General features: G+C 58.7%; 25 protein-coding genes and 2 pseudogenes. 14 read left to right on the top strand and 13 right to left on the bottom strand.

The genetic code is table 11. The features are described 5' to 3' along the window. Positions 1-21: 21 nt before the first annotated feature. From DY250_RS03915 to DY250_RS15040, 7 genes and pseudogenes are all read left to right on the top strand, one after another. Positions 22-1,662, top strand: coding sequence for an NAD(P)-binding protein (locus tag DY250_RS03915; protein WP_115612763.1), 1,641 nt, complete (start codon positions 22-24; stop codon positions 1,660-1,662). Between the two features lie 577 nt (positions 1,663-2,239). Then, entirely contained in the window at positions 2,240-3,280 is a 1,041-nt protein-coding gene (gene queA / locus DY250_RS03910; RefSeq protein ID WP_172542187.1) for a tRNA preQ1(34) S-adenosylmethionine ribosyltransferase-isomerase QueA, read from the top strand. 19 nt (positions 3,281-3,299) lie between these two features. Then, positions 3,300-3,779, top strand: a complete 480-nt coding sequence (gene ybaK / locus DY250_RS03905; protein ID WP_115610998.1) for a Cys-tRNA(Pro) deacylase — start codon at positions 3,300-3,302, stop codon at positions 3,777-3,779. 9 nt (positions 3,780-3,788) lie between these two features. After that, positions 3,789-5,285, top strand: a complete 1,497-nt coding sequence (locus DY250_RS03900; protein ID WP_115610997.1) for a YifB family Mg chelatase-like AAA ATPase — start codon at positions 3,789-3,791, stop codon at positions 5,283-5,285. Beyond that, positions 5,282-6,358 carry a DNA replication/repair protein RecF gene (recF, locus tag DY250_RS03895; protein WP_115610996.1) on the top strand — a complete coding sequence of 359 codons (1,077 nt, stop codon included), beginning with the start codon at positions 5,282-5,284 and terminating at the stop codon, positions 6,356-6,358. Before DY250_RS03900 ends, recF begins: the two co-directional genes overlap by 4 nt. A 147-nt stretch (positions 6,359-6,505) precedes the next feature. Further along, the gene (locus DY250_RS15045) at positions 6,506-6,796 is read left to right on the top strand and encodes a hypothetical protein (RefSeq protein ID WP_376799482.1); all 291 of its coding nucleotides are present in this window, start codon (positions 6,506-6,508) and stop codon (positions 6,794-6,796) included. Continuing rightward, positions 6,709-7,160 (top strand): annotated as a pseudogene (locus tag DY250_RS15040) (IS1595 family transposase). Before DY250_RS15045 ends, DY250_RS15040 begins: the two are co-directional and overlap by 88 nt. 83 nt (positions 7,161-7,243) lie before the next feature. Here the strand turns inward: DY250_RS15040 and DY250_RS03885 are convergent. From DY250_RS03885 to DY250_RS03870, 4 genes are all read right to left on the bottom strand, one after another. After that, positions 7,244-8,092 carry a hypothetical protein gene (locus tag DY250_RS03885; protein WP_115610995.1) on the bottom strand — a complete coding sequence of 283 codons (849 nt, stop codon included), beginning with the start codon at positions 8,090-8,092 and terminating at the stop codon, positions 7,244-7,246. Between the two features lie 363 nt (positions 8,093-8,455). Further along, positions 8,456-9,616 (bottom strand): polyphosphate kinase 2, encoded by a 1,161-nt coding sequence (gene ppk2, locus DY250_RS03880; protein WP_115610994.1) that lies wholly within the window; start codon positions 9,614-9,616, stop codon positions 8,456-8,458. Between the two features lie 8 nt (positions 9,617-9,624). Then, positions 9,625-10,152, bottom strand: a complete 528-nt coding sequence (locus tag DY250_RS03875) for a TIGR00645 family protein (protein WP_115610993.1) — start codon at positions 10,150-10,152, stop codon at positions 9,625-9,627. Positions 10,153-10,204: 52 nt separating this feature from the next. Beyond that, entirely contained in the window at positions 10,205-10,687 is a 483-nt protein-coding gene (locus DY250_RS03870; RefSeq protein WP_115610992.1) for a TlpA family protein disulfide reductase, read from the bottom strand. A gap of 191 nt (positions 10,688-10,878) precedes the next feature. Here DY250_RS03870 and DY250_RS03865 point away from each other — a divergent pair, with 191 nt between their 5' ends. Next, complete coding sequence (locus tag DY250_RS03865) at positions 10,879-11,337, top strand: four-helix bundle copper-binding protein (protein WP_115610991.1); 459 nt, start codon at positions 10,879-10,881, stop codon at positions 11,335-11,337. A gap of 176 nt (positions 11,338-11,513) precedes the next feature. Continuing rightward, positions 11,514-12,494 carry a sugar-binding transcriptional regulator gene (locus DY250_RS03860; RefSeq protein WP_115610990.1) on the top strand — a complete coding sequence of 327 codons (981 nt, stop codon included), beginning with the start codon at positions 11,514-11,516 and terminating at the stop codon, positions 12,492-12,494. Between the two features lie 74 nt (positions 12,495-12,568). Here the strand turns inward: DY250_RS03860 and rbsK are convergent, their stop codons facing one another. The 4 genes from rbsK to deoC are packed head-to-tail and all read right to left on the bottom strand — an operon-like array spanning position 12,569 to position 16,502. Next, complete coding sequence (gene rbsK, locus DY250_RS03855) at positions 12,569-13,495, bottom strand: ribokinase (protein ID WP_006985609.1); 927 nt, start codon at positions 13,493-13,495, stop codon at positions 12,569-12,571. A 3-nt stretch (positions 13,496-13,498) separates the two neighbouring features. Beyond that, positions 13,499-14,518, bottom strand: a complete 1,020-nt coding sequence (locus tag DY250_RS03850) for an aldose 1-epimerase family protein (protein ID WP_115610989.1) — start codon at positions 14,516-14,518, stop codon at positions 13,499-13,501. A gap of 9 nt (positions 14,519-14,527) precedes the next feature. Next, entirely contained in the window at positions 14,528-15,835 is a 1,308-nt protein-coding gene (gene fucP, locus DY250_RS03845; RefSeq protein WP_115610988.1) for an L-fucose:H+ symporter permease, read from the bottom strand. Positions 15,836-15,845: 10 nt separating this feature from the next. Then, positions 15,846-16,502 (bottom strand): deoxyribose-phosphate aldolase, encoded by a 657-nt coding sequence (gene deoC, locus DY250_RS03840; protein WP_115610987.1) that lies wholly within the window; start codon positions 16,500-16,502, stop codon positions 15,846-15,848. A gap of 295 nt (positions 16,503-16,797) precedes the next feature. On the opposite strand from deoC, the gene msrAB reads away from it, so the two are divergent. Further along, complete coding sequence (gene msrAB, locus DY250_RS03835) at positions 16,798-18,372, top strand: bifunctional peptide-methionine (S)-S-oxide reductase MsrA/peptide-methionine (R)-S-oxide reductase MsrB (RefSeq protein ID WP_245951019.1); 1,575 nt, start codon at positions 16,798-16,800, stop codon at positions 18,370-18,372. Positions 18,373-18,510: 138 nt separating this feature from the next. On the opposite strand, the gene DY250_RS03830 is transcribed toward msrAB, so the two are convergent. Next, on the bottom strand, positions 18,511-19,140 hold the full coding sequence (locus DY250_RS03830; RefSeq protein ID WP_115610985.1) for a trimeric intracellular cation channel family protein: 630 nt from the start codon (positions 19,138-19,140) through the stop codon (positions 18,511-18,513). 70 nt (positions 19,141-19,210) lie between these two features. Between DY250_RS03830 and DY250_RS03825 the strand changes: the two genes are divergently transcribed. Further along, positions 19,211-20,170: a bile acid:sodium symporter family protein gene (locus DY250_RS03825; RefSeq protein WP_115610984.1), complete on the top strand. Its 960-nt coding sequence runs from the start codon at positions 19,211-19,213 to the stop codon at positions 20,168-20,170. Here the strand turns inward: DY250_RS03825 and arfA are convergent. Both arfA and ettA read right to left on the bottom strand, forming a co-directional pair. Continuing rightward, positions 20,147-20,320 (bottom strand): alternative ribosome rescue factor ArfA, encoded by a 174-nt coding sequence (gene arfA / locus DY250_RS03820; protein WP_218565528.1) that lies wholly within the window; start codon positions 20,318-20,320, stop codon positions 20,147-20,149. The two genes, DY250_RS03825 and arfA, sit on opposite strands and share 24 nt — an antisense overlap. 172 nt (positions 20,321-20,492) lie before the next feature. After that, positions 20,493-22,157 (bottom strand): energy-dependent translational throttle protein EttA, encoded by a 1,665-nt coding sequence (gene ettA, locus DY250_RS03815; protein ID WP_115610982.1) that lies wholly within the window; start codon positions 22,155-22,157, stop codon positions 20,493-20,495. Between the two features lie 72 nt (positions 22,158-22,229). Here ettA and ubiA point away from each other — a divergent pair, with 72 nt between their 5' ends. From ubiA to DY250_RS03800, 3 genes are read left to right on the top strand one after another with little or no spacing between them, the layout of a single operon-like run. Continuing rightward, a complete protein-coding gene (gene ubiA, locus DY250_RS03810; protein ID WP_115610981.1) occupies positions 22,230-23,087 on the top strand; it encodes a 4-hydroxybenzoate octaprenyltransferase in 858 nt (285 codons plus the stop codon). Between the two features lie 12 nt (positions 23,088-23,099). After that, entirely contained in the window at positions 23,100-23,900 is an 801-nt protein-coding gene (locus DY250_RS03805; RefSeq protein WP_115610980.1) for a Cof-type HAD-IIB family hydrolase, read from the top strand. A gap of 59 nt (positions 23,901-23,959) precedes the next feature. After that, positions 23,960-24,445 (top strand): NAD(P)H-dependent oxidoreductase, encoded by a 486-nt coding sequence (locus DY250_RS03800; RefSeq protein WP_245951018.1) that lies wholly within the window; start codon positions 23,960-23,962, stop codon positions 24,443-24,445. Here the strand turns inward: DY250_RS03800 and DY250_RS03795 are convergent. Further along, positions 24,432-24,908, bottom strand: a pseudogene (locus DY250_RS03795) (IS630 family transposase); the annotation flags it as partial. The gene DY250_RS03800 and the pseudogene DY250_RS03795 sit on opposite strands and share 14 nt — an antisense overlap. Before the next feature lie 8 nt (positions 24,909-24,916). Then, positions 24,917-25,267: an IS630 transposase-related protein gene (locus tag DY250_RS03790; RefSeq protein ID WP_172542185.1), complete on the bottom strand. Its 351-nt coding sequence runs from the start codon at positions 25,265-25,267 to the stop codon at positions 24,917-24,919. Positions 25,268-25,439: the final 172 nt, after the last annotated feature.

Below are 25,439 nucleotides of genomic sequence, written 5' to 3'. Positions count from 1 at the left end.
ACAACCCACCCCCACCTTCCCATGAAACCCGCCCGCCGCCGCTTCCTCGCCGCCACCGCCGCTATCGGCGCCGCTGCTGCCACCTCGCGCCACCTTTATTCCCGCCTCAACCCGCCGCCGGCGTTGCGCGTGAACCGCGTCGGCCTGCCGCTTGGCCACCTGCTGCGTGACGGCGCGCTCGCCGCGACCACCCCGCAAAGCACGCACGACTGCGATACCCTCATCCTCGGCAGCGGCGCGGCAGCGCTGTCCGCACTGTGGCAACTCACCCGCCACGGTGCGCGCAACATCCTCCTCGCCGAAGGCATCGAACGCGACGGCAACAACGCCGCCTACCAAAACGGCGACCTGCGTGCGCCCAGCGGCGCGCACTACCTCGCCCTGCCCTCGGCGGAAAGCCACGAACTGCGCGCCATGCTCGCCGACCTCGGCATCCTCGAAGACGCAAGCGACCCCGCCCGCCCGCGCTACCGCGAGACTGATCTCGTCCACGCCCCCAGCGAGCGTCTCTATTACCAAAACCGCTGGCAGGACGAACTGTTACCGCAGGAAGACGACGACAGTCGCCGCTTCCACGCCCTCATCCGCCGCCTGCAACACGCGCGTGGCCGCGACGGGCGCAAAACCTTCGCCATCCCTATCGTCCGCTCCAGCGAGGACAGCGACTGGCGCGCCCTTGACCAGCTCACTTTTGCCGACTGGCTGGCGCGCGAAAACTACCGCTCGCCGACCCTGCTCTGGTACCTCGACTACTGCTGCCGCGACGACTACGGCCACGGCATCCACACCGTCTCCGCCTACGCCGGCCTGCACTACTTCGCCGCGCGCGGCCACGATGGCAACGCCGTCCTCACCTGGCCGGACGGCCTCGCCCACCTCTCCCGCCTGCTGCGCGAGAAAAGCGGCCTGCACCGCCTCGCCGCCCTGCCCTCCGAGCCCGTGTTGCGCTTTGCCCAGCCCACCGCTTGGAACGCCAGCGCCATCCGCATTCAGGAACACGCCGGGCACATCGAAGTCCACCTGCGCGACAACGACAGCGGCGCCGTCCACCGCCTCCGCGCCCGCCACGTCATCAGCGCCATGCCGCTTCACATCGCTGCCCGCCTCATCGCCGAACCCGCCCGCTACGGCCTTGACGGCAGCGGCCTCTATGCGCCGTGGCTCATCAGCAACTTCGCCCTGCACCAATTCCCGCGCGAGCCCGACGAACAGCCGCTGGCCTGGGATAACGTCCTTTACGGCAGCCCGGCACTGGGCTACATCGCGGGCAGCAACCAAAGCATCCGCGTCGCCAAACCGCTGCGCGTCCTCTTCACCGCTTACCGCGCCCTCGCCCACGACAGCCCGCCGGCGGTGCGGCAATGGCTCTTAACCGCGCCGGATGACGAATTACTCGCCTATGCCGCCGCCGACCTGCACGCCGTGTATGGCCGCCATTTTTGGCGCCTGGTGGACAGCGTGGACATCACCGTGCGCGCCCACGCCATGCGCATCCCCTTGCCCGGCTACCTCGATGACACGCAACTGCGCACCCTGCGCGCGCACCGCTCGCGCCTGCACTTCGCGCATAGCGACCTGAGCGGCTACTCCGTCTTTGAAGAAGCGGCATACTGGGGCATCACCGCTGCGCAACAGGTGCTGGCAGCACCGCGCGAGACATGACCTGCCTTGCACATCCCGCTTGGCGGAACCAGCATTTACGCCGCTTGGCACGAAATCCCTTCCCCCGCTTGCGGGGGAAGGTGGCCGGAAGGGGGAAAATAAAAATCCGGCACTGACACCACTCAGCAAGCCCAGTATTTACGCCGCTTGGCACGAAATCCCTTCCCTCGCTTGCGGGGGAAGATGGCCGGAGGCCGGAAGGGGGGAAAATAAAAATCCGGCACAGACACTGTTCAGCAAGCCCAGCATTTACGCCGCTTGGCACGAAATCCCTTCCCCCGCTTGCGGGGAAGGTGGCTGGAGGCCGGAAGGGGGAAAATAAAAATCCAGCACTGACACCGCTCAGCAAGCCCAGCATTTACGCCGCTTGGCACGAAATCCCTTCCCCCGCTTGCGGGGGAAGGTGGCCGGAGGCCGGAAGGGGGGAAATAAAAATCCAGCACTGATACCGCTCAGCAAGCCCAGTATTTACGCCGCTTGACGGAGCCAGTGTTTACCCCGCTTGGCGCATTTACGAAGACGTTGCCAAAACTCCCGCCCGGCACAACAATACCGCCTTTCCCCATCCTCTATCGTCATGACCTACCACAAATCCGATTTCCACTACGACCTGCCCGATGAACGCATCGCCCGCTATCCGCTGCCTGAGCGCAGCGCGGCGCGGATGCTCGTCGCCCGCGTCATGGATGCCGATACCGTCGAACTCGGCGACCGCCAAGTGCGCGACCTGCCCGACTACCTCGATCCCGCCGACTTACTCGTTTTTAACAACACCCGCGTCCTCCCCGCCCGTCTCTACGGCCACAAAGCCAGCGGCGGCAAAATCGAAATCCTCATCGAGCGCCTGAAAAGCCCGCATGAAGCCAGCGCCTACATCCGTGCCTCGAAAAGCCCGCAGACGGGCAGCACCCTCCACATCGGCAACGCCACCCTCCGCGTCGGCGACCGTGATGACGCCCTTTTTACCCTGTACAGCGACGGCGCGCCGTGGCAGGAACTCCTCGCCGCGCATGGCGAAATGCCTATCCCGCCCTACCTCGAACGGCGCGCGCAGGACAGCGACAGTGAGCGCTACCAGACCGTGTACGCCAAACACAGCGGCGCCGTCGCCGCTCCCACCGCCGGCCTGCACTTCGATGATGCCTTGCTCGCTGCCATCGCCGCGCGCGGCGTGCAGCGCGCCGAAATCACCCTGCACGTCGGCGCGGGCACCTTCCAGCCGGTGCGCCACGAAAACCTTGCCGAGCACATCATGCACGAAGAATGGCTCACCGTCGGTGAAGACGTGGTAGATGCCGTCGCCGCCTGCCGCGCACGCGGTGGCCGCGTTATCGCCGTTGGCACCACCGCCCTACGTGCCCTGGAAAGCGCGGCGGCAGGCGGCAATCTTGCGCCATACACTGGCGACACCCGCCTCTTTATCACCCCCGGCTACCGTTTCCGCGTCGTCGATGCCCTTTTCACCAACTTCCATCTGCCCGAATCCACCCTGCTGATGCTGGTCAGCGCTTTTGCCGGCTACGACAACATCCGCCGCGCCTATCAGCATGCCATTGCCCACGACTACCGCTTTTACAGCTACGGCGATGCCATGTTCCTGCCCAAGCGCCTGTATTAACCCCTTTTCGAGACCCGCCATGTCCAAAGAGAAATACCCCGTCACCCCTGCCATCCGCCAACTGCGCGAACACCACATCGCCTACGAACCGCACATCTTCACCTACGAAGAACACGGCGGCACCGCACAGACCGCCGCCGAGCTTGGCATCCCCGAACACCAGGTCATCAAGACCATCGTCCTTGTTGATGACAACCACCACGGCCTTATCGTGCTCATGCACGGCGACCGCGAAATCTCGACGCGCAACCTCGCGCGCCAGCTCGGCAAAAAACACATCGAACCGGCAGAAGCCAACCAGGCACACAAATGGACGGGTTACCTCTTCGGCGGCACCTCGCCCTTCGGCTGCAAAACCGCGCTGCCGGTGTACGTCGAAGAAAGCATCTACGCGCTGGACACCCTCTGCATCAACGGCGGCAAGCGCGGCTTCCAGGTCATCATCACCCCGCAAGACCTCGCCATCCTCAACCCGCAGACCGTCAACGTCGCTGTTTAACCGCTGCCTATGACCCTCGCCACCGTTTACACCCGCGCCCCCCTCAGCATGCACGCGCCGCTGGTGCGCGTCGAAGTCCACCTCGCGGGCGGCCTGCCGGCCATGACCCTGGTCGGCCTGCCGGAAAAAGCCGTCAAAGAAAGCAAAGACCGCGTCCGCGCCGCCATCATCAATAGCGGCTTCGAATTCCCCTCCAAACACATCACCATCAACCTCGCCCCGGCGGAACTGCCGAAAGACGGCGCCAGATACGACCTCGCCATCGCCCTCGGCATCCTCATCGCTTCCGGCCAACTACCCGCCGACGACATCGCCCAATACGAATTTCACGGCGAACTCGCCCTCAGCGGCGCACTGCGCCCCGTTGGCGGCATCCTGCCCTGCGCGCTCGCCGCCACGGACGCGCACCACCGCATCATCACCGCGCCGGACAACCATCACGAAGCCGCACTCGTCGCCGCCGATAACGTCCACAGCGCGGAAAGCCTCGCCGAAATCGCCGCCGTCCTGCACCGCCGTCAGGACTGGCCGCCGCCACCACTACCGCCCATCCGCCCGCCACGCAGCTACCCCGACTACGCCGACGTCATCGGCCAGCACCAAGCCAAACGCGCCCTGCTCGTCGCTGCCAGCGGCGGTCACCACGTCCTGATGAGCGGCCCGCCCGGCACCGGCAAATCCATGCTGGCGCAGCGCTTCCCCGGCATCCTGCCGCCGATGGACGAACGCGAAGCCATCGAAAGCGCTGCCGTGCGCTCGCTGGCGGGCAGCTTCAGCCCCGCCGACTGGCGCATCCGCCCCTACCGTGCCCCGCACCACAGCAGCTCATCCAGCGCCCTCGTCGGCGGCGGCACCATCCCCCGTCCCGGCGAAATCAGCCTCGCCCACCACGGCGTCCTTTTCCTGGACGAACTGCCCGAATACGACCGCCGCGTCCTCGAAATGCTGCGCGAACCGCTGGAAAACGGCCACATCACCATCAGCCGCGCCGCGATGAAAAGCGACTTCCCCGCCCGCTTCCAGCTCATCGCCGCCATGAACCCCTGCCCCTGCGGCTACCACGGCGACCCCGAACGCGCCTGCAACGACACCCCCGACCAAATCGCGCGCTACCGCCAGAAAATCTCCGGCCCGCTGCTCGACCGTATCGACATCCACCTCACCGTTGCCCGCCTCACCCCAGCACAACTGCGCGAACAACAGCAAGCCCACCCCGAAACCAGCGCCGACCTGCGCGCCCAAAGCACCGCCGCGCGCCGCATCCAGCTCGAACGTCAGGGACGACCCAACGCTGCCCTCAGTGGCAGCCTGCTGGAACGCCACCTGCACGCCGAAGCGGACGTATTGCCGCTCCTCGACCGCGCCGCCGAACGCATGCACCTCTCCATGCGCAGCTACCAGCGCATCCTCAAAGTTGCGCGCAGCATCGCCGACCTCGCCGCCAGCCCAACCGTGAGCCGCCAACACCTCGCCGAAGCCCTGCAATACCGGGGCGGCAGCGTATGAGCCGCATCCGCCAACTGCGCCTGGACGGCATCCGCAACCTCGCCGCCGCCACCCTCGACCTGCACCCGCGCTGCACCCTCATCAGCGGCGACAACGGCAGCGGCAAAACTGCCCTGCTCGAAGCCCTCTACCTCCTGGGGCGCGGCAAAAGCTTCCGCGAAAACCAGACCCGCCATCTCATCAACCACGGCAAACCGCACCTGCGCCTCATCGCCCGCATCGAGCGCGACGGGCGCGAACACCTGCTCGGCATCGAAAAAAGCGCGCGCGAACACCGCCTGCGCCTTGACGGCGAAAACCTCAAAACCCTGAGCGGTCTTGCCGCCCTCACCCCAAACCAAATACTCAACAGCGACAACTTCGCCCTCATCGACCAGGGTCCGGAACACCGCCGCCGCTACCTCGACTACGGCCTCTACTACCACAACCCCGCTTTCCTCCCCGACTGGCAGCGCTACAACTACGCCCTGAAAAACCGCAACGCCGCGCTGCGGCAAAACTGGCGCGCCGCCGATCTCGCCCCCTGGAACCACATTCTCGGCGAAACCGGCAGCCGCATCGACGCCTACCGCCGCGCCTACCTCGCCGCCCTCGAACAGGCGCTCAATACCTACCACGCCGAACTCGGCGGCCTTGACCCCATCCACATCCACTACCAGCGCGGCTGGACGGGCGACGACCTCGCCGCGCAACTCACCGCCAACAACGAACGCGACAGCCAGCTCAAACACACCCGCGACGGCATCCACCGCGCCGACATCCGCTTCCACGCAGACGGACGCGACATCGCGCACCACTACTCGCGCGGCCAGCAAAAAACCCTCATCTGCGCCCTCATCCTTGCGCAGACCCGCCTGATTACCGCCGACAACGGCAGCCACCCCGTCATCCTCATCGACGACATCGCCGCCGAACTCGATCGCCGCCGCCAGCACATGCTGCTGAACTTCCTTGCCGACAGCGGCGCACAGCTCTACATCACCCACATCGACGGCGACCTGCCGCTGCCGGACGCCCTCGCCGACCACCAGCACCTGCACATCGACGCGGGCCACATCACGGAAAAACCGTAGCCGCGCCGCTACCCGATAATGCCTGCCGGCGGCCACCCTAACGGGACAGCGCCAAGCAGGCATAGGTGTCATCTTGGTAAGCAGAGAAGCCTTTAGATAAAAAAGAAAGGGGCTGTACTAGATTAGCAGATATGTTACCCTCCAAAAATGAAGATAACACACTGCAAATTAAAGAAAAAAGTACAGAAAGAACTACTCCGTTTTTTTGTACTGGAAGTTACTGCACGTTCCGCCGCCGATATTTTGGGTATCCATCCCAATTCGGCAGTCCTGTTCTACCGCAAAATCCGTATGGTTATCAGCCATCGTTTGACCTTGGCTGCCGATGAAGTTTTTGATGGTTCTGTCGAATTGGACGAAAGCTATTTCGGCGGACCTCGCAAGGGCAGACGTGGCCGCGGTGCGGCAGGAAAAGTTGTGTTGTCTTCGGCATTCTGAAACGCAACGGACGGGTCTATACAGTTGTGGTAGATAATGCCAAGTCTGAAAGCTTACTACCTGTTATCAAGAAGGAAATCATGCCTGACAGTATTGTTTATACAGACAGCCTGAGCAGTTATGACAAACTGGATGTGAGCGGTTTTACCATCACCGCATCAACCATTGCAAAGCGTTTGCCGAGCGCCGGAATCATATCAACGACATTGAAAATTTTTGGAACCAGGCGAAGCGTGTACTGCGCAAATACAACGGCATTAACCGCAAATCTTTCCCGCTGTTTTTGAAAGAATGCGAATTTCGGTTTAACTTCGGTACACCGTCCCAGCAGCTAAAAACGCTGCGTGATTGGTGTGAAATTTAGGGCTAATCTAGTACAGCCCCAAACATATTCCTGATGTCTTGCTTTGTAATTCCCATTTTTGTCTCCTGTTAAGGTAAAAACCATTAAATGGTTGATATAGAAAGCACAAAATCAAATTCAGTGCCTGCTTTCCACCCATTTCCTTCTTCAAAGAGCTGTCTATAATCGTACATAATTCCTTGAAAATCATTAATAGGTTTCTCTCTTCGAAGGTAGATATACGGAACTGTAAAAAAAGATACAGCTTTACCATCCTTGGCCGGATTAACGTACCCACTTTTTTCTGTATCAGTAAAGTATTTATCTAAGATAGGCAGAGGATTAAACAACGGATCCTGTCCTTCGACTTCAATTGCCATTGTATTTCTTGACGGACTAAAGTATATAGTAACTTCATATTCCTTTTCAGGGAGAATATGGGTAATTTTCATCAAACCTGAGTCATCATCAACCCCCCATTTTTCCGGCAGCTGGTTATAATACCTGGTGTTTTTTTTCATTTCTTCTATATTGAAGGCTGAGGGATCTGTGGGTGATTCTATTATTATTCGCCAATGAAATTCTCCCCGAAAATAACAGGAAAGATTATCCTCAGCATAGAAATCCCTTCCTTTATGTCGAGCATTTTTTGCAAAGAACAGCATATTCTCAATCAGTTGCTCCGTAGTTTGTGCCGGTGAGATGCCTTCCGGACATTCATGTTGTGTTTTTGCATCTGCTTCCGGTGAATGTCGCCCGCTGGCAGGGATTTTGTCTGGTGCAGATACGTCAGCATTCGATACGCGATTCTTTGCCGTGTTTCCTGACAAATCTGCAGCTTTTACCGCTTCTTCTGCTTGCGCGTTATCACATACGGCAAGTATGGTGATGGTGGCGAACCCTAGGGCAAGAAGCAGCGGCTTGCGGGTGGTCTTGGTCGGTTGGTTTGTCATGTGGTGTCCTTAGATGTTTGTCTTCCAAGAGAACAATATGTTGTTATGTGGTTTTTGTGTTGTTTTCTGGGAAACTGTACGGCTCCGTTGCGGCTCTTGTAAAGAGTTTGTTATGTGCGTTTTGGCGCATTTACGGCAAAGCTCGCGGGGTGTCTTTGCCGCGGCTTTTGTCGTGTGCGGAGGTTGCCAAAAAACAGGGATCCGACGCTGACGAGATGGTCATCGCCGCACGGCACAGATACGCGATTTCTGCGTTGCGGAGTACGCTTTGGACTGTTCTTCGGGCGATCGTCCATATCATCGCGGTTGAGCCATTTAGACGGTCTTGCAGCTGACGCCGCAGCGGGGTTCTTTTTGGGTTCATCAACCAAGATCCATCGCCGAGCGCGGATGGCTGGGGTCCAGGCCGGTTTCGTACATCGCTCCGGCGCGCACGACGAGGAGCGGATCAATCGCGCCGATTTGTGCGTTATCTTTTTCGGCATAGGGCACACGGTGCAGGACGTAGCGCATCGCGTTCAGCCGCGCCCGTTTTTTGCAGTTGGATTTGACCACGATCCACGGGCTTTCCGCCGTGTCGGTGTGGAAGAACATCGCTTCTTTTGCGGCGGTGTAGTCTTCCCATTTATCAACTGAGGCTTTATCCATCGGGCTGAGTTTCCATTGTTTGAGCGGGTGCGCTTCGCGCTCTTTGAAGCGGCGGCGCTGCTCGTCCTGGCTGACGGAGAACCAGAATTTGATGAGGATGATGCCGCTCCGGACCAGGTTGCGCTCGAAGTCGGGCACTTCGCGCATGAATTCATCATATTCGGCGTCGGTACAGAAACCCATGACGCGTTCCACCCCGGCGCGGTTGTACCAGGAACGGTCGAAAAGGACGATTTCCCCTTTGGTCGGCAGGTGCTTGATGTAGCGCTGGAAGTACCATTGCCCCTGTTCTTCCGAGGTTGGTTTTTCGAGCGCGACCACGCGGGCGCCGCGCGGGTTCATGTGCTCCATGAAGCGCTTGATGGTGCCGCCTTTGCCCGCTGCGTCGCGTCCTTCAAAGAGGATGACGACGCGCTGCCCGGTTTCTTTCACCCATTTTTGCAGTTTGAGCAGCTCGACTTGCAGGTGGTATTTCTGCTTTTCGTAGTTTTTTCGGCTCATGCGGTTTTTGTACGGATAGACGCCTTCGCGCCAGCCTTCGACCAGTTCGTCATCGGCGCGCACGGTGGTTGCCGGCGGCTGCGTGCTGCTGTGTTTCTGGAACAGCGCCTGCACCCGCGCGAGTTCGTCCGGCGAGAAGCTGGCGAGGACGGTGTCGAGATAGCTACCCGGCGCACCGACGCGGCCATCCGCGATGTCGCGTAGGATGATGTCGCTCAAGCCTTCGGCGTGGTGGTCTTCGGCGCGCTGCGTTTTGGTGCTGATTTCGTGGGCTTCGACTTGCGGCGCGGGCGCCTTGTTGATGGGTTCGATGTCGATGACGATGTCTTCGCTCGGTTTCTTGCGGCGCACGGGGGCTTTTTTCACGGTTGTCATGGGGTGTCCTAGTGAGGTTGGGCGGTATGGTTGCTGTTGATGATTTTGTCAGTGTAGGCCATCGCCAGCGCCGAGAGCAGGAAGGTGAGGTGCAAAAGGATTTGCCACTGGATTTTCTCCGCCGGTATCGCGCCCGCGTTGATGAAGGTTTGCAGCAGGTGGATGGAAGAGATGCTGATAATCGCCATCGAAAGTTTGACTTTGAGCACCGAGGCGTTGACGTGATCCAGCCATTCCGGCTGGTCGGGGTGGTTGTCGGTGTTGAGACGCGAAACGAAGGTTTCGTAGCCGCCGACAATGACCATCAGCAGGAGGTTGGCGATCATCACCACGTCGATGAGGTTAAGGACCGCGAGCATGATGGTGTTTTCGTCCATGACGCTGAGGTTGACGATGAGGTGCCATAGCGCTTTCAGGAATTTCCAGGCATAAATCATCTGCACGACGATCAGGCCGAGGTAAATCGGTAACTGTATCCAGCGGCTGGCGAAAATGATGCGGGCAATGGGATTGGGGTGGGAAGACACCGGGTTCATGGTTCTCCTGAAAAAGCGGGCATCGTACGGGATTGGCCAAGAGACAAAGACATCAGCGGGCACTAAACCAGCGTTGCAGGTCGGCGGCATCAAGCATCCCCGCCTTGTGTTCGAGAATGCGCCCGTCACGGCCAATCAGATAATTGGTCGGTGTGCCGCTGACGCGGTAGCGTTCCGCTGTCACCCCCATCTGGTCGGCGGCAAGCGGCAGCGTCAGGCCGCGCTGCGTAGCCAGCGCTTGCAGGGTTTTGCTGTCGGCGCCATCGATATTGACCGCAAGCACATCCACTGCCTGCGGATGCGCCGCCTGCAAATCCTGAATCTCGCGCAATTCCTTGATGCACATGCCGCAGGTTGCCGACCAGAAGTTCAGAATCAATGGCCGCTCCGCTGATGCGGGCAGCAACACCACCTCGTCATGCGGCCCCAGCGTGAGAAGCGGCGGCGCGGGCTGCCCCGTTTCTGCTTTTGCGACTTCTTCCTGCCCGCAGGCGGCAAGCAGGAGCGCGCAACACAACATCCAGACAGATTTCATAACGTAAACCTCAATAAAAACGTAAACCTTAATAAAAAAGTGGCGGGCACCTTAGAGAAACGGGGGAAAAACGTCAACCGCTATCGATACCTACATTTTGACGAATAAAATTGAGAGAAACAGGGGGACGTCGTTATACTGCGCCGCCCCAAAAACGGGGAACTTATTCCAACGTCATTCCGGAGAACAACATGGAACGCAGAACATTCATCGGCGCCGCTGCCGCCACCCTCGCCCTCACCGCCGCCGCGACCGCCGCTGCCGAAGAACACACCCACGCTCACGCTCATGCCCACGGCGCCGCTGCTGCCACCGGCAAAGTTAACGAAGACCTGCTCAAAGCCACCGCTGCCTGCCTTGCTGCCGGCCGCGTCTGCCTCAACCACTGCATCAACCAGCTTGCCGCCGGCGACAAAACCATGGAAGCCTGCGCCAAAGCCGTCAACCAAATGCTGGCATTGTGTGATGCGACCAACAACCTCGCCGCCCAAAACGCCCCCCTGCTGGCTGCTGTCGCCAAACAATGCGCCGAAGCCTGCAAACAGTGTGCTGAGGCCTGCAAAGAACATGCCGAGCACCACGCAGAGTGCAAAGCCTGCCACGAAGCCTGCCTCGAATGCGTTGAAGCTTGCAACAAAACCGCCGCTTGAGCACGCAATCCGTTACGAAACCCGCCGCATGGCGGGTTTTTAGTGTATGCAAATAAGGCATTGGTATTAGACTATCTGCTCTTCTCATGTTTTAAGGCAGCCTCATGTTTTTCACCCCATCCATCGCCTGTTTCATCTGCCATCCCGCCCATATCGCGATTCTGTAAGTCGGCATCATGGACGACAACAACAAACAGGGCGGTCTTACGCGCAAGGACATTCAAGCCATCGAAGCTGCCCGCCTGTACTATCAGCACAATAAATCCCAGCATGATGTGGCGGAGGCATTGGGCATATCCCGCCCGACGGTGTCCAAGTTGTTGCAACACGCCACGGCAGCCGGTTTTGTCCGCATCACCATTCATGACCCGCGCGATGATCAAAGTACGCTGGCCGAAACACTGCGTGCATGTTACGGCCTGTCCGAGGTGCGCGTTACGCCCACACCTGCCGATGGCGACATCGCCGCATTGCGTCGCTCTATCGGCAGTGCCGGTGCGCGGTTGCTGGAAGCGCTGGTCCGGGATGGTGATTCCATCGGGGTGGAATGGAGCAACAGTATTCATGCCATGGCGCAAGCCCTGCAACCACAACTGCGGCGCGGCATTGACATCGTGCAACTGCGGGGCAGCGAGACCAAGGCCCGGCAGGGGCTGCATGAGGCGGAAACCATCAGCCTCATTTGTCGCGCATTTCAGGCCAGCGGGCAAATACTGCCTTTGCCGGCCGTTTTCGACAATCTGGAAACCAAAAACCTGGTTGAACGCGAATCCAATATCCGCCGTGTGCTGGAGCGCGGCAGGCATTGCCGCATCGCGGTATTTACGGTCGGCGTACCGGATCAGTCATCCGTGCTGTTTGCTTCGGGTTTTTTCAGTCAGGATGAAATCAGGCAATTGCTGGAACGCTCCGTCGGTGGTATTTGCGCCCGTTTCGTGGACAAGAATGGCCGCATCTGTCTGCCGGATCTGAATAACCGCACAGTCGGCATTTCTTTGCCCGATTTGCGCCATAAGGAGCAGCGCCTGCTGATCGCCGGAGGCGAAAGCAAAGTACGCGCCATCCATGTCGCGCTACGTTATGGCTACGCCAATCATCTGGTCACGGATACGGTTGCCGCCCGCCTGTTGCTGGCGCTGGCAAATGGTGCAATGTAAGGGTTGCCGTCCGCAGAAAAAAGCGAATCCCCTTACCCACTGCGGCAAGGGGATTTTTTGCCTTTGGCAGGGGCTCAGATTTCCGCAAAATCGGGGTAAAGGCGGGTAAAGGCTTCGCGGTCGGCATAAGAAGTCTGCGTACCGAGACGGGTGACAGAATCGGCAGCGTAATGATTGGCAGCAGTAATAGCACGCGCTACATCACCGGTTTTGACGTACACCGTCGAAAAACAGCCGATAAAGGCATCGCCGGCACCGGTCGTATCCTTGGCGGCGACATTGACCGGAGGAAAGTGCTGTTCCGTGCCGTCTGCGGCCAGCCACAGCGCCCCGCGTTTGCCGAGCGTGACGATGACGTTTTTCACCCCGGCATCGCGCAACGCCGCCGCCGCGTTGCGGATGTCATCTGCGCTATCGACCGGCATTCCGGTGAGCAGGGACAGCTCGGTTTCGTTTGGTACGATGAATTCGCAAGCCTTAACTTTTTCCAGCACGAGATCCGGCTGGGCCGGTGCAGGGTTGAGCAGAACCGGAATGCCGTTATCCACGCCGAAACGCACGGCGGCATAGACTGTTTCCGTCGGGATTTCCAGTTGCAGCACGATGAGCTTGCAGCGGCGGATGTCGGCGGCGGCGTTGGCAATATCAGCGGCGGAAAGGAGCTTGTTCGCCCCTTTGACGATGATGATGGAATTGTGCGATTCGGGATCGACAAAAATCGGCGCCACACCGCTCGATGCCGGGCTTTTCAGGATGTAGAGGGTATCGATGCCGTTTGCGCGGAAGTTTTCAATGGTGTTATCGGCAAAGATATCGTTGCCGACGCGGGTCAGCATCAGCACTTCCGCGCCGAGACGGGCGGCGGCAACCGCCTGGTTGGCACCTTTGCCGCCGCAACCCATCTTGAAATCGGGCGCTTCAACGGTTTCGCCTTCGGCAGGCATACGGGTGATATAGGCGATGAGATCCACCATATTGGATCCGATGACGGCAATGTCCATGAGTTACTCCTTGATACCGGTATTGACGTGAAAAAGCTTACTCTCGCCTGCCTGCAACCATTGCAGCGTTCCGGCAGCAACAGCGGCACGGTACCCTTCCGGACGGGCGGTGGCCGGCAGGACGAAGGCCGCAACCTGCTGGTCGGGATTGTAAAGAATCCAGCGGGTGGCGCAGGGGAAATCCCGGCTGCTGAAACGGGTGCTGAAGCTGAATTGCCGCTGCGGATCATGCAGCTCAAATTCCAGATTCTCACCGTACTGCGGCAAGTCATCGGCAAAATAGACGATTTCCGGATCGTAGCAATCAGGTTGGTTCAGCCGGTTGGCATCAACCTTGCCTTGCAAAATGGCCTCGTTGAATGCCTGCCAGGCGGGTGTCGGGTGAACGTGCGCCGGAATCGTATGTCGCAGGGCAAACGCACCGTCCGGCAAGGTTTGCCGCATGATGCCGCCTTCCACATAAGCGTAATTCATATGGCACATATAAATCAGCGGCATCGGCTGATAGGCCGAGCAGTTTTCCACCTCCATTTCAATGTCGAAGCGGGCTGCCGCAGCGCCGAGGCGTATAGACGGGCAAGCAAGATAATGATGGCCGAAGCCCTGCACGTATTCATATTCACTGACCAGGCGAATGCTGTCGTCGCTGATTTCCAGCCAGGCGCTGTCCATGCGGGCACAGGGGAATTCACCGTGCAGCGGATGAGTGTCTTCCGGTGCCGGGCAACCACCGCTGAGCAGACCGGAATGGAAGGCGAAGCAGCCATAGGTATCGACGATTTCTGCGGCGGGTTGCGGGCGTGCAAACATGTTTTTCATGCGTAGTGAATGCCCGTCGAATACGGCGTCCCAGATAATCTGCCCCATGAATGGCAGCAATTCCAAATGGCCGCGACGGTTGATAATGGTAAGACTCGCAATATTTTGCGGATAACATTTTGTGCTGACAGTAAAAGCATCCGATTGCAGGATGACTTGTTCTTCAGCGGCAAAGAGCGTGGCGGATAAAGGCACGCGGTACATAAATACCTCCTAACGGTTCACTTCCCAGCGACGTGCGCTGATGAAATAGCTAAGTACGGCGACAAAGCAGCAGAGAGAAACCACAAAAGCCTTCTGCATGGAGTGCGTGTGATCGGACACGAAACCCTGGATAACGGGGATGACGGCACCACCGATGATGGACATGACGATGACGGCACCGCCAGTTTCCGTGTGGCGTTTATCTTCAATCGTGTCAAGTGTGCGGGCATAGATGGTCGCCCAACAGGGGCCGAACAGTGCCGAAGTAAGAATGGCAGCCCAGACAGCGCTCATATTGTGCACATTGATGACATAAAGCAGCGCCAGCACACCAAGCAGCGAATAGACAATCAGCACCTTGTTTTCATTGAATTTCGTCATCAGGATATTGGCGATGAATTTGCCGGTGAAGAAACCGGCAAACGCCCAGATCATATAGTTGGAGGCGACCCGTTCATTAAGCGACGTATCCAGTTGCAGCGCGAGACGGATAGTGAACGACCATACCGCCGTCTGCATCCCGACATAGAGGAACTGGGCGACAATACCCGCCTTGAAGCGACGGTTCCCGGCAAGATAACGCAGTGTTTCGCCGATACTTGCCTTTGATTCCGCACCATCGGCAAGAGGCTTGCAGCGCGGGAATTGGGTAATGGCGACGACAACCAGCAGCACGACCAAGACCAGAATGATGAATTGATACGGCTGCAAAGTACGCTGCAACATCGCCTCGGCGAATTGCCGCTGTTCATCACCGGCCAGTGATCCCATCTGCTTGTGCAGCGCTTCGCCTTCCGTAAAAATCAGGTATTTGCCGAGCAGAATTCCGAAAATGGAGCCAACCGGATAAAACGTCTGGGAAATATTCAGGCGCAGCGTCGCCCTGCTCTTGGGACCGATCATTGACGAATACGTATTGCAGGACGTTTCCAGAAACGACAAACCGACGGCAATGGCAAACAATGCGACCAAAAAGACCGAATACGTCGCCATATGCGAAGCAGGGAAAAACAGCATGCAGCCGCCGATATAGCAGGACAGGCCAATCAAAATACTGAGTTTGTACGACCAGCGGCGGATGATACGGCTGGCGGGAATGGCAAGCAGGAAATAACCGCCATAAAACGCGCTCTGTACAAAAGCCGACGCGAAATCGGAAAGCGTAAAAATGGATTTGAACTGCGTAATCAAAATATCGTTCAGACTGGCGGCAATCCCCCACATCGGAAAACAAATGGATAGCAGGATGTATTGAAACATCGGCGTGCGGTCAAGATAACCGTCGGGTAACTGCTGTGCATTGGATTTAATCCACATAAAACCCTCCTCAAACACTGTCGCTTAACAATTTGATACCGGCAGAAGCACCGATACGGTTCGCTCCGGCGGCAAGCATTGCCTGAAAATCAGCAGGTGTGCGAATGCCGCCTGAAGCCTTCACGCCAAAATTCGGGCCGACGCAGGCACGCATCAGGCGGACGGCCCCCACCGTCGCACCGCTGCCAGAAAAACCCGTGGACGTCTTGACGAAATCCGCTCCCGCCTGCACGGCAGCGGTACAGGCATGGCGGATCTCATCCTCTGTCAGCAGGCAGGTTTCCAGAATGACCTTGACCAGCGCACGCCCGGCTACTGCCTGAACGACAGCAGCAATATCGGCCTGCACTGCCGCCCAGTTACCGTCTTTCGCAAGCCCGATGTTCATCACCATATCCAGCTCATCCGCGCCACTTGCGATCGCATCCACTGCCGCAAATGCCTTGGTTGTGGACGTGTCGGCACCCAGTGGAAAACCAATGACTGTGCATACTTTGACCGTGGAATCCACCAAAGCCGATTTGGCCTGCTTCACGCGAGCCGGATTGACGCACACCGAGAAAAAATCATGCTCGCGCGCTTCATGACACAACTGCACAATCTGTGCTGCCGTTGCCTGCGGTGCAAGCAGGGTATGGTCGATGTATCGGGATAATTTCATCTTCATTGCAACCTCCACTATCTGTTGTCAGCAGCATCATAGTACCACTACAGCATTATGTAAATAATAAAAAGAACATATGTAAATATCTATGCAACATATTGTAATAAATAAAGAATATGGAGACTTATAAAGGCTGATCATAGATCAATGTTTCCCGAAAAGACACAAAAGTAAAAATAATAACCGGGTGCAGCCTGGCTCCGGATGGAATTAAAAAGACACTCGCACAACAGAACAAGACACTGCCAATAGACGAACAACCCTATAATTCATGGCGAACCCACACAAAACCACAACCATGAAAACACATACCCTACTCGCCCTGGCGCTCGCCGCCTTTGCTGCCGCACCCACCCTGTCTGCCCCTGCTGCACCGACCCGTGCCGAGACACTGCAAAATCTGCCGCAGCGCCTCTCCACCCTGCCGACAGCCGATGGCACCCCTGCCGCTACCTACCTGGAACGCGGCAAACCCACCCTCATCAAATACTGGGCAAGCTGGTGCCCGCTCTGCCTCGCCACCCTTGAAGAAACTGCTGAGTGGCGTCAGGACAGTGCCTTTAAGGGCATCAATCTCATCAGCATCGCCTCACCCGGCCACTTGGGCGAACAGGAACCGGATGCATTCCGCACCTGGATCAGCGGTCTGAAAACGCCTTACCCGCCCGTACTCATCAACGATGGTGGCGATATCGCCCGCGACAGCGGCGTCGCTGTTTATCCGAGCTGGGTGCTGCTCGATGCGCGCGGCAATATTGCACGCGTTATCAAGGGCCACATCACACGCGAACAAGCCCTCGCCCTCATCAAAAATCCGGAGGCCGACATCAGCGCGCAAACCACCCACTACACCCCCAAACCGCAAGGAGCCAAGCCTATGACCAGCAGAACCATCTACCTCGCCGGCGGCTGCTTCTGGGGCCTTGAAGCCTACTTTGAGCGTATCCCTGGCATTATTGATGCCGAATCCGGCTACGCCAACGGCAAGACCCAAAACCCCAGCTACGAAGACGTGGGACGCGGCAGCGGTCACGCCGAGACTGTAAAAGTCACCTACGATCCGACACGCATCAGCCTTGCCGACATCCTGCAATACTACTTCCGCGTCATTGACCCCACCTCGCTCAACAAACAGGGCAATGACCGGGGTGCGCAATACCGCACAGGGGTTTACTACACTGATGCTGCCGAACGCAGCATCGTCGAGAAAGCGCTTGCCGAAGAACAGAAGCGGCACCAAAAGCCCATCGTGGTTGAAAACCTGCCGCTTGCCAACTATTACAAAGCCGAGGAATACCACCAGGACTACCTCGCGAAAAACCCGAACGGCTACTGCCACATTGACATCCACAAAGCCGACATCCCGCTCGACAAACCCCGCGCCACACGCGATAAAAACGGCGAACCCGTGATTGACGCGAGCAAATACAAAAAGCCCGACCTGGCCACCCTGCGGAAAAAGTTGGGGGCGGAAGCCTACGAAGTTACGCAGAATAGCGCCACCGAGCGCCCCTTCTCGCATGCCTACGATCACCTGTTTGAACCCGGCCTCTACGTGGACATCGTCAGCGGCGAACCGCTGTTCAGCTCTGCTGACAAATACAACTCCGGCTGCGGCTGGCCGAGTTTCACCAAACCCATCAGCCGTACCGTCGTCACCGAACACGACGATACCAGCTACAACATGCACCGCACCGAAATACGCAGCCGTGTAGCCGATGCACACCTTGGCCACGTCTTCCCTGACGGCCCGCAAGATAAAGGCGGTTTGCGCTACTGCATCAACGGTGCCAGCCTGCGCTTCATCCCGCTGGCAGAAATGGCGCAAGCAGGCTATGGCGATTTGGTGGACGTCATCAAACAGGGCAAGTAACGCCTGCTGACTTGTTGGGTGATCGCCGAGAACCCATACCGCTTGGCGAACCCAGCATTTGCGCCGCTTGGCGCCCTTCACCAGACATAGAAAAAGCAGGGCCCTGCCCTGCTTTTTCTATGCCGCCATGTCGTCACATCAGCGCCGCCGCACGGCGATATCCGGCAGATTCCAGTTATAGATAATCGCCAAGCCGCGAATAGCCAGGGTCAATAGCATAGTGAGGGTGTCACGCAGCCACAGGTTCACGCCGAAGTGCAGCAGGATGAAGTAGAAGATGCCACCGATGAGTGCAGCGGTCAGATAAATTTCTTTTTGCAAGAGGAGCGGTACCTGGCGGCAGACGACGTCGCGCAGTATCCCGCCCATCACGGCGGTAATCACCCCCATCAGCACCGCGACCGGCGGCGCCACCACCCGCATCTGCGCGATTTCTATGCCTATAACGGTAAAGGTCGCCATGCCGACGGCGTCGAACCAGCGGAAGGGTTTGTCAAGGCGCTCGAATTGGTAATAGAAAATCTGGGTGATGATTGAGGTCGCAGTAATCAGGTAGGCATAGTTCAAATCCACCAACCAGAAGAGCGGGCGGCGGTCGAGCAGCAAATCACGGGTGGTGCCACCGCCGATGGCAGTGATGAAGGCGATCATCACCGCGCCGAAAATGTCGAGGTTCTGCCGCTTGGCAAGCACGGTACCGGCGACGGCGGCGGTGAAGACGCCGAAGTAGTCAAGAATGCGGACGATGATTTCCGGAGCAAGGGTCATGGCAGAGTAGTGTCAGGAAAAAACGCGCGCTAGGATACACCCTTTCCGTTTCGTCATCCTGAGAGAATTTATGCATAAAATCCGCCGTTTATCGACCTTTATCGGCCAGACTTTTGCCCTGTGGGCGATCGTTTTCGCCATCATCGGCTTCTCGCTGCCGCAGCCGTTCGTGCCGCTGAAAGGTTCGATTCCCTACGCGCTCGGCGTCATCATGTTCGGCATGGGGCTGACTCTGCGTGCGCGGGATTTTGAGGAGATCGTGCGCCGTCCTGCCCAGGTACTGCTCGGCATCGTCGCGCAGTTTCTCATCATGCCGCTCCTGGCCGTGGCGCTGGTACACGTTTTTGCGCTGGATCCAATGGTTGCGCTCGGCGTCATCCTCGTCGGCTGCTGCCCGGGCGGCACGTCCAGCAACGTCATGACCTATCTCGCGCGCGGCGATGTCGCCCTGAGCGTGACCATCACTTCCTGCTCCACCCTGCTCTCGCCGCTACTAACACCACTCCTGCTGCAACTCTACGCGCACACCAGCGTCAATATCGAAGCAGGCAAAATGATGGTGTCGATTCTGGAAACCGTGCTGCTGCCCATCGTCACCGGCGTGGTGGTGAACCGCCTCTTCGACCGCCACCTGCAACTCTTGCGCGACGCCCTGCCGCTCATCTCCGTCAGCGGCATCGTCCTGATCATTGCCATCGTCGTCGCGCTCAGTAAGGCAACAATCGCCGCAAGCGGGCTCATCATTTTCGGCGTCGTCATCCTGCATAACCTGCTCGGCTACGCGATGGGGCTCGGTATTGCCTGGCTCGTCGGTCTGGACAGCACCCAGCGCCGCGCAGTGATGATCGAAGTCGGCATGCAAAACAGTGGTCTCGGCGCGACATTGGGCACCAAGTATTTCAGCGCGGAAACGGCGCTGCCGAGCGCGATTTTCAGCGTCTGGCACAACATCAGCGGTGCGCTGGTTGCCAATATCTGCGCTTGGTGGGACAAGCGTAACCATCATTTATCCCCAGCAAAGCCGGAATAACGGACATAAAAAAACACCACCTGGATCCCGGCGGTGTTTTTTGTGCTTCTCGTGGCGGCTGAAAGCGCCTTTGCCTTTTTTGGCCTTGACGATGTGCTGGCGGTATTTTCCGCTGTGCAGTAAATCGAGATGCAGTGTGCGTCTGTTCATGGTGTACTCCATAAGGTTTAGTGATGATGTCCATCCCCCGCAGGGGGCGCGCATTATAGCGACGGTGCGGGAAATTTATATGAATAGATGCGCAAGGTCGCCGAGCGGGATAAACACTGGGTTCACCCGTCCGCACAAAAGCCCCGTTGCCGGGGCTTTTGTTTGTCGGAGTTTATTGAATCCGCTTGTATTTGATGCGGTGCGGCTGGTCAGCTTCGTCGCCGAGGCGCTTTTTGCGGTCGGCTTCGTATTCGCTATAGGTGCCGGGGAAGAAGGTGACTTGCGAGTCGCCTTCAAAGGCGAGGATGTGCGTGGCGACGCGGTCGAGGAACCAGCGGTCGTGCGAGATGATTAGCGCCGAGCCGGGGAAGGCGAGAATGGCTTCTTCCAGCGCGCGCAGGGTTTCCACGTCCAGATCGTTGGTCGGTTCGTCAAGCAGCAGCACGTTGCCGCCGCTTTTCAGCAGTTTGGCGAGGTGAAGGCGGTTGCGTTCGCCGCCGGAGAGATCGCCGACGCGTTTTTGCTGGTCCGCGCCCTTGAAGTTGAAGCGGCCCAGGTAGGCGCGGCTGGGGATGGTGTAGCTGCCGACGATGATGTTGTCGAGGCCGTCCGAGACTTCTTCCCACACGGTTTTGTCGGCGTTCAAGGCGTCGCGTGACTGGTCCACGAAGGCGATTTGCACGGTTTCGCCGATTTCCACCGTGCCCGCATCCGGTGTGTCTTTGCCGGCGAGGATGTTGAACAGGGTGGATTTGCCCGCGCCGTTCGGGCCGATGATGCCGAGGATGGCGCCGGTTGGCAGGTTGAAGCTGAGGTCTTCGTAGAGGGCTTTGTGCGCGTAGCCTTTGGCGATGTGGTCAGCGATGATGACTTTGTCGCCGAGGCGCTCACCCGGCGGGATGTAGATTTCCTGGGTTTCGGCGCGTTTCTGGAATTCTTTGCCGGAGAGTTCGTCGAAGCGGGCGAGACGCGCCTTGTTTTTGCTGTGGCGGCCTTTGGGGTTGTTGCGCACCCATTCGAGTTCCTGCTTGAGGGCGCGACGGTGCGCGGATTCTTGTTTTTCTTCGATGGCGAGGCGTTTTTCTTTCTGCTCAAGCCAGGAAGAGTAGTTGCCCTGATACGGGATGCCTTCGCCCCGGTCGAGTTCAAGAATCCAGCCGGCGACGTTGTCGAGGAAGTAGCGGTCGTGGGTGACGGCGACAACGGTGCCGGGGAAGTCGTGCAGGTAGCGTTCCAGCCAGGCGATGGATTCGGCGTCAAGGTGGTTGGTCGGCTCGTCAAGCAGCAGCATGTCGGGGTTCGACAGCAGCAGGCGGCAGAGGGCAACGCGGCGTTTTTCCCCACCGGAGAGGGTGTTTACCACCTGTTCCCACGGCGGCAGGCGCAGGGCGTCGGCGGCGATTTCCATGCGGCGTTCGTTATCGTGCCCGCCGCCGGCAGCGAGTTTGTTTTCCAGCTCGGCCTGTTTGGCGGCCAGCGCTTCAAAGTCGGCGTCGGGGTCGGCGTAAGCGGCATAGACGGCATCAAGTTCGGTCTGCACGTCTTTCATGTCGCTCACCGCTTCTTCCACGACTTCGCGCACGGTTTTGTCCGGATCCAGCTGCGGTTCCTGCGGCAGGTAGCCGATGCTGATGCCGGGCTGTGGCCGTGCCTCGCCCTGAATATCGGTATCAACCCCGGCCATGATTTTCAGCAGGGTAGATTTGCCCGCACCATTCAAGCCGAGGATGCCGATTTTTGCGCCGGGGAAGAAGGAGAGGGAGATATCTTTGAGGATGAATTTGCCGCCGGGGACGACTTTGCTCATCCGGTTCATGGTATAGACGTATTGGCTCATGTTTTCCGCTTTGTCTGACTAAAAGTTAGGCGCTATTCTATGTGATTCCCCGGTTTTGTTAAGACGTTGCCCATGTTCCTGCATAAATGTTCCGCCTTCGCCCGCCTGATGCGGCTTGACCGCCCCGTCGGCACCCTGCTGCTTGCCTGGTCCAGCCTGTGGGGGCTGTGGCTCGCGGGTAATGGCCAGCCGCCGGTGCGCGTGGTGGTGGTCATCCTGCTGGGGACGTGGCTGATGCGCAGCGCCGGCTGCATCTTCAACGACCTTGCCGACCGCAACTTCGACGGCCACGTCACACGCACCCGCCATCGCCCGCTCGCCAGCGGTGAAGCAACTGCTGGCGAGGCGCTCGCGCTCGGCATCATCCTGCTCATCCTCAACTTCCTGCTGGTACTGCTGCTCAACTGGCAATCCGTGCTGCTTGCCGTTGCCTGCGGCGCGGTGGCGCTCTTCTACCCGCTCTGCAAGCGCTTCTTCCTCGCCCCGCAACTGGTGCTCGGCATCGCCTTCGCCAGCCCCATCTTCATGGCGCAGACCGCCATCCTCGGCACCATCACTCCGGCAGGCGCATGGCTCTTCGCCGCCAGTGCCATCTGGGCGCTGGTTTACGACACTTATTACGCGCTGGTGGATCGCGAGGATGATGAAAAAATCGGCCTGCATTCCAGCGCCATCACCGTGCGCGGCTACGAGCGGCGCTTCCTCGCGCTGATGATGCTGCTGATGCTCGTCTGCCTGCTGCTCGCCGGACGCGCCGCCGCGCTGAACGCCTGGTACTACGCAGGTGTGGCCGCCGCCGCCCTGCTCTTTGCCTGGGAGCAGTGGGATACGCGTCATCTTGGCCGCGAACACTGCTTCCGTGCCTTCGTGCACAACAACTGGGTCGGTGCCGCCATCCTGCTCGGCATCGTCCTCGCCCACCTCCCCTAACCCGTAACAACCATGACCACAAACATCCGCGCCGTCTTCTTCGACATCGACCGCACCCTCTACGAACACAGCCGTGACTACGTCCCACCATCCAGCCTTGCCGCCATTGCCGCCCTCAAAGCGCGCGGCATCATCCCCGCCATTGCAACAGGACGCGGCTACTGCGCCCTGCCGCCCGCCATTGACCGCCTCGTCGAAGACGGTGACATCGAACTCGTCGTCGCCAGTAATGGCCAGTACAACCGCTACGGCGAACGCGTCCTGAGCGCGCACCCGCTCGCGAAAGACGACATTGAGAGCCTCACCCGCGCCTTCTGTACCCACGACTGGGAATACACCTACGTCTCCGCCACACACATGGCCGCCGGACGCACACGCGGCAGCAGCCACAAAATCCTGAAAAATTACCCCTGCTACACCGTTGACCCTGACTACTACCGCAGCCACGACGTCGAACAGCTCATCGTTCTTGCCCCTGCCACGCAAGAAAATGCGCTGCAAACCATCCTCGCCGAACATGGTGGCCGCTACAAAACCGTGCGCAGCCACGCGGGCGCGGTGGATCTCTTGCACGCAGAAGGTAGCAAGGCACGCGGCATTCACGAAGCCTGCGCCGCGCTCGGCATTGACCCCAAGGACACCCTGGCCTTCGGCGACGGCCTGAATGACGTGGAAATGTTCGCCGCCGTGGGTGCGGGCATCGCGATGGGCGACGCCTGCCCCGAACTCAAAGCGGTGGCCCGCCACATCACCGGTACCCTGGAAGAAGACGGCGTAGCGGTGGCGCTGCGCGAGCTGGGTGTGCTGGATTAGGCATAACGACGGCAGTGGCAGAGGAGGGCCGGTATCTTCCCACTGCAAAGGAGCCCGTCATGGCCAAAATCCTCGTTATCTCTGCCCACCAAGACCTGCAACAATCCGTCAGCAACCGCCTGATCCTGGCAGACCTGGAGCAACACTTCGGCAGCGACCTCAGCGTGCGCTGCCTGTCCGGCCTCTACCCCGATTACCGCATTGACGTTGCCACTGAACAGGCCGCACTGGTGGCGGCCGGTATCGTCGTCCTGCAATACCCGACCTACTGGTTCAACACCCCGGCCATCCTGAAAAAATGGCTGGATGACGTGTGGACCTACGGTTTCGCCCACGGCACAGGCGGCGACAAGCTGCACGGCAAAAAGCTGTTCGTTTCCACCACCACAGGCTCGCCAAAAGAAGTCTATGACGGCAATACCGCGCCGCTAATCGCCGATTTGGTCAAACCCGTCGAAGCCTCAGCCCTCTACGCCGGCTTTGCCTGGCACGGTGTCGAGCCGCTCTACGGCGCCCTCTATAGTCGAATCGCTAATAAAGAGTAACGAGAGTAAAGAACCAAAACAGCAGGGCATTCACATCAGCCAACCGCCATTGTTTCCTCAACCGCTTGATCCATGCCCACGTCTTCTCTATCGGGTTGAAATCCGGGCTATAGGGCGGAAGCCACAGCACCGTATGTCCCTCAGCCTGTAACGCATCCGGCGTGTCCTGCCGTTTGTGGAAGGAGGCGTTGTCCATCACAATCACGCTGCAGGCGGGCAGTTCCGGCAACAGTATTTCTGTCGCCCATGTATGAAAAACATCGCTGTCTATGCTGCAATCAAAGGCAGTGAAAGCAAATGGCACGGTGCCACACAGGGCGCCTATAACGTTGGTTTGTGCCTTACTCCATCCGGATACGCCTGTGCATTTTTGCCCGCGTGGTGCATAACCGTAAGGACGGGAAATGTCTTTTCTGAAGCCGCTTTCATCAATATAAACAAATGGATGCAGGCGTGCTTCATAGACACTTTTTACTTCGAGGAATTCACGGCGTTTTTCTTCGTCTGCCTTGCGGTGGCGGAAGTCTTTTTTTTAACGGTGAAGCGATAGCGCTTGAGCGCCTTGCAGATGCCGTTTTGCGAGCAGCCCAAACGTGCAGCCCTTTCCCATTGATAGTCATCAGGGTGCTCGGCGACGTCTTGCCGGATGACTTCTTCTGTGAGAAGGCGGGGCGTAGAACGGCGGCTGCCTTTGGGTTGTGGCTGTTTCTTCCAGGTAGCAAGGGTGTTGGGGCTGATGCGGTGTCTGGCTGCTACTTCGCGATAGGTGCTATCTTCGAGTTCTGCAAGGATTTTTTTACGGATATGGGCTGGATAGGTCATAATTTTGATGGTTACTGTTTTTTTGCTATTTAACTATACATTCCGGGCGTACACAGCGACGCTGATCTGGCACAAATCGAGACGCGTGCCCACAATCACGCCCGCCACATCAGCGAGAAAATCAAGCAACTGCGGTAAGCGGTCACACGTCACAAAAAAGCAGCCATTTCGG

Origin of the sequence: Cardiobacterium valvarum, assembly GCF_900460955.1 — a bacterium.
Lineage (GTDB): Bacteria > Pseudomonadota > Gammaproteobacteria > Cardiobacteriales > Cardiobacteriaceae > Cardiobacterium > Cardiobacterium valvarum.
Note: the sequence above shows the minus strand (reverse complement) of the source record. Positions and strands in the feature narration are given on the sequence as shown.

Bases quoted from the DNA above. Each gene is read 5' to 3' on its own strand.
- arfA (WP_218565528.1), bottom strand. From the start codon at position 20,320: ATGAACAGACGCACACTGCATCTCGATTTACTGCACAGCGGAAAATAC.
- DY250_RS03885 (WP_115610995.1), bottom strand. From the start codon at position 8,092: ATGACAAACCAACCGACCAAGACCACCCGCAAGCCGCTGCTTCTTGCC.
- queA (WP_172542187.1), top strand. From the start codon at position 2,240: ATGACCTACCACAAATCCGATTTCCACTACGACCTGCCCGATGAACGC.
- rbsK (WP_006985609.1), bottom strand. From the start codon at position 13,495: ATGGACATTGCCGTCATCGGATCCAATATGGTGGATCTCATCGCCTAT.
- DY250_RS03830 (WP_115610985.1), bottom strand. From the start codon at position 19,140: ATGACCCTTGCTCCGGAAATCATCGTCCGCATTCTTGACTACTTCGGC.
- DY250_RS03850 (WP_115610989.1), bottom strand. From the start codon at position 14,518: ATGTACCGCGTGCCTTTATCCGCCACGCTCTTTGCCGCTGAAGAACAA.
- DY250_RS03860 (WP_115610990.1), top strand. From the start codon at position 11,514: ATGGACGACAACAACAAACAGGGCGGTCTTACGCGCAAGGACATTCAA.
- ybaK (WP_115610998.1), top strand. From the start codon at position 3,300: ATGTCCAAAGAGAAATACCCCGTCACCCCTGCCATCCGCCAACTGCGC.
- DY250_RS03875 (WP_115610993.1), bottom strand. From the start codon at position 10,152: ATGAACCCGGTGTCTTCCCACCCCAATCCCATTGCCCGCATCATTTTC.
- msrAB (WP_245951019.1), top strand. From the start codon at position 16,798: ATGAAAACACATACCCTACTCGCCCTGGCGCTCGCCGCCTTTGCTGCC.
- fucP (WP_115610988.1), bottom strand. From the start codon at position 15,835: ATGTGGATTAAATCCAATGCACAGCAGTTACCCGACGGTTATCTTGAC.
- DY250_RS03870 (WP_115610992.1), bottom strand. From the start codon at position 10,687: ATGAAATCTGTCTGGATGTTGTGTTGCGCGCTCCTGCTTGCCGCCTGC.
- DY250_RS03790 (WP_172542185.1), bottom strand. From the start codon at position 25,267: ATGACCTATCCAGCCCATATCCGTAAAAAAATCCTTGCAGAACTCGAA.
- DY250_RS03915 (WP_115612763.1), top strand. From the start codon at position 22: ATGAAACCCGCCCGCCGCCGCTTCCTCGCCGCCACCGCCGCTATCGGC.
- DY250_RS03805 (WP_115610980.1), top strand. From the start codon at position 23,100: ATGACCACAAACATCCGCGCCGTCTTCTTCGACATCGACCGCACCCTC.
- ppk2 (WP_115610994.1), bottom strand. From the start codon at position 9,616: ATGACAACCGTGAAAAAAGCCCCCGTGCGCCGCAAGAAACCGAGCGAA.
- DY250_RS15045 (WP_376799482.1), top strand. From the start codon at position 6,506: ATGAAGATAACACACTGCAAATTAAAGAAAAAAGTACAGAAAGAACTA.
- DY250_RS03865 (WP_115610991.1), top strand. From the start codon at position 10,879: ATGGAACGCAGAACATTCATCGGCGCCGCTGCCGCCACCCTCGCCCTC.
- ettA (WP_115610982.1), bottom strand. From the start codon at position 22,157: ATGAGCCAATACGTCTATACCATGAACCGGATGAGCAAAGTCGTCCCC.
- DY250_RS03800 (WP_245951018.1), top strand. From the start codon at position 23,960: ATGGCCAAAATCCTCGTTATCTCTGCCCACCAAGACCTGCAACAATCC.
- recF (WP_115610996.1), top strand. From the start codon at position 5,282: ATGAGCCGCATCCGCCAACTGCGCCTGGACGGCATCCGCAACCTCGCC.
- DY250_RS03825 (WP_115610984.1), top strand. From the start codon at position 19,211: ATGCATAAAATCCGCCGTTTATCGACCTTTATCGGCCAGACTTTTGCC.
- deoC (WP_115610987.1), bottom strand. From the start codon at position 16,502: ATGAAGATGAAATTATCCCGATACATCGACCATACCCTGCTTGCACCG.
- DY250_RS03900 (WP_115610997.1), top strand. From the start codon at position 3,789: ATGACCCTCGCCACCGTTTACACCCGCGCCCCCCTCAGCATGCACGCG.
- ubiA (WP_115610981.1), top strand. From the start codon at position 22,230: ATGTTCCTGCATAAATGTTCCGCCTTCGCCCGCCTGATGCGGCTTGAC.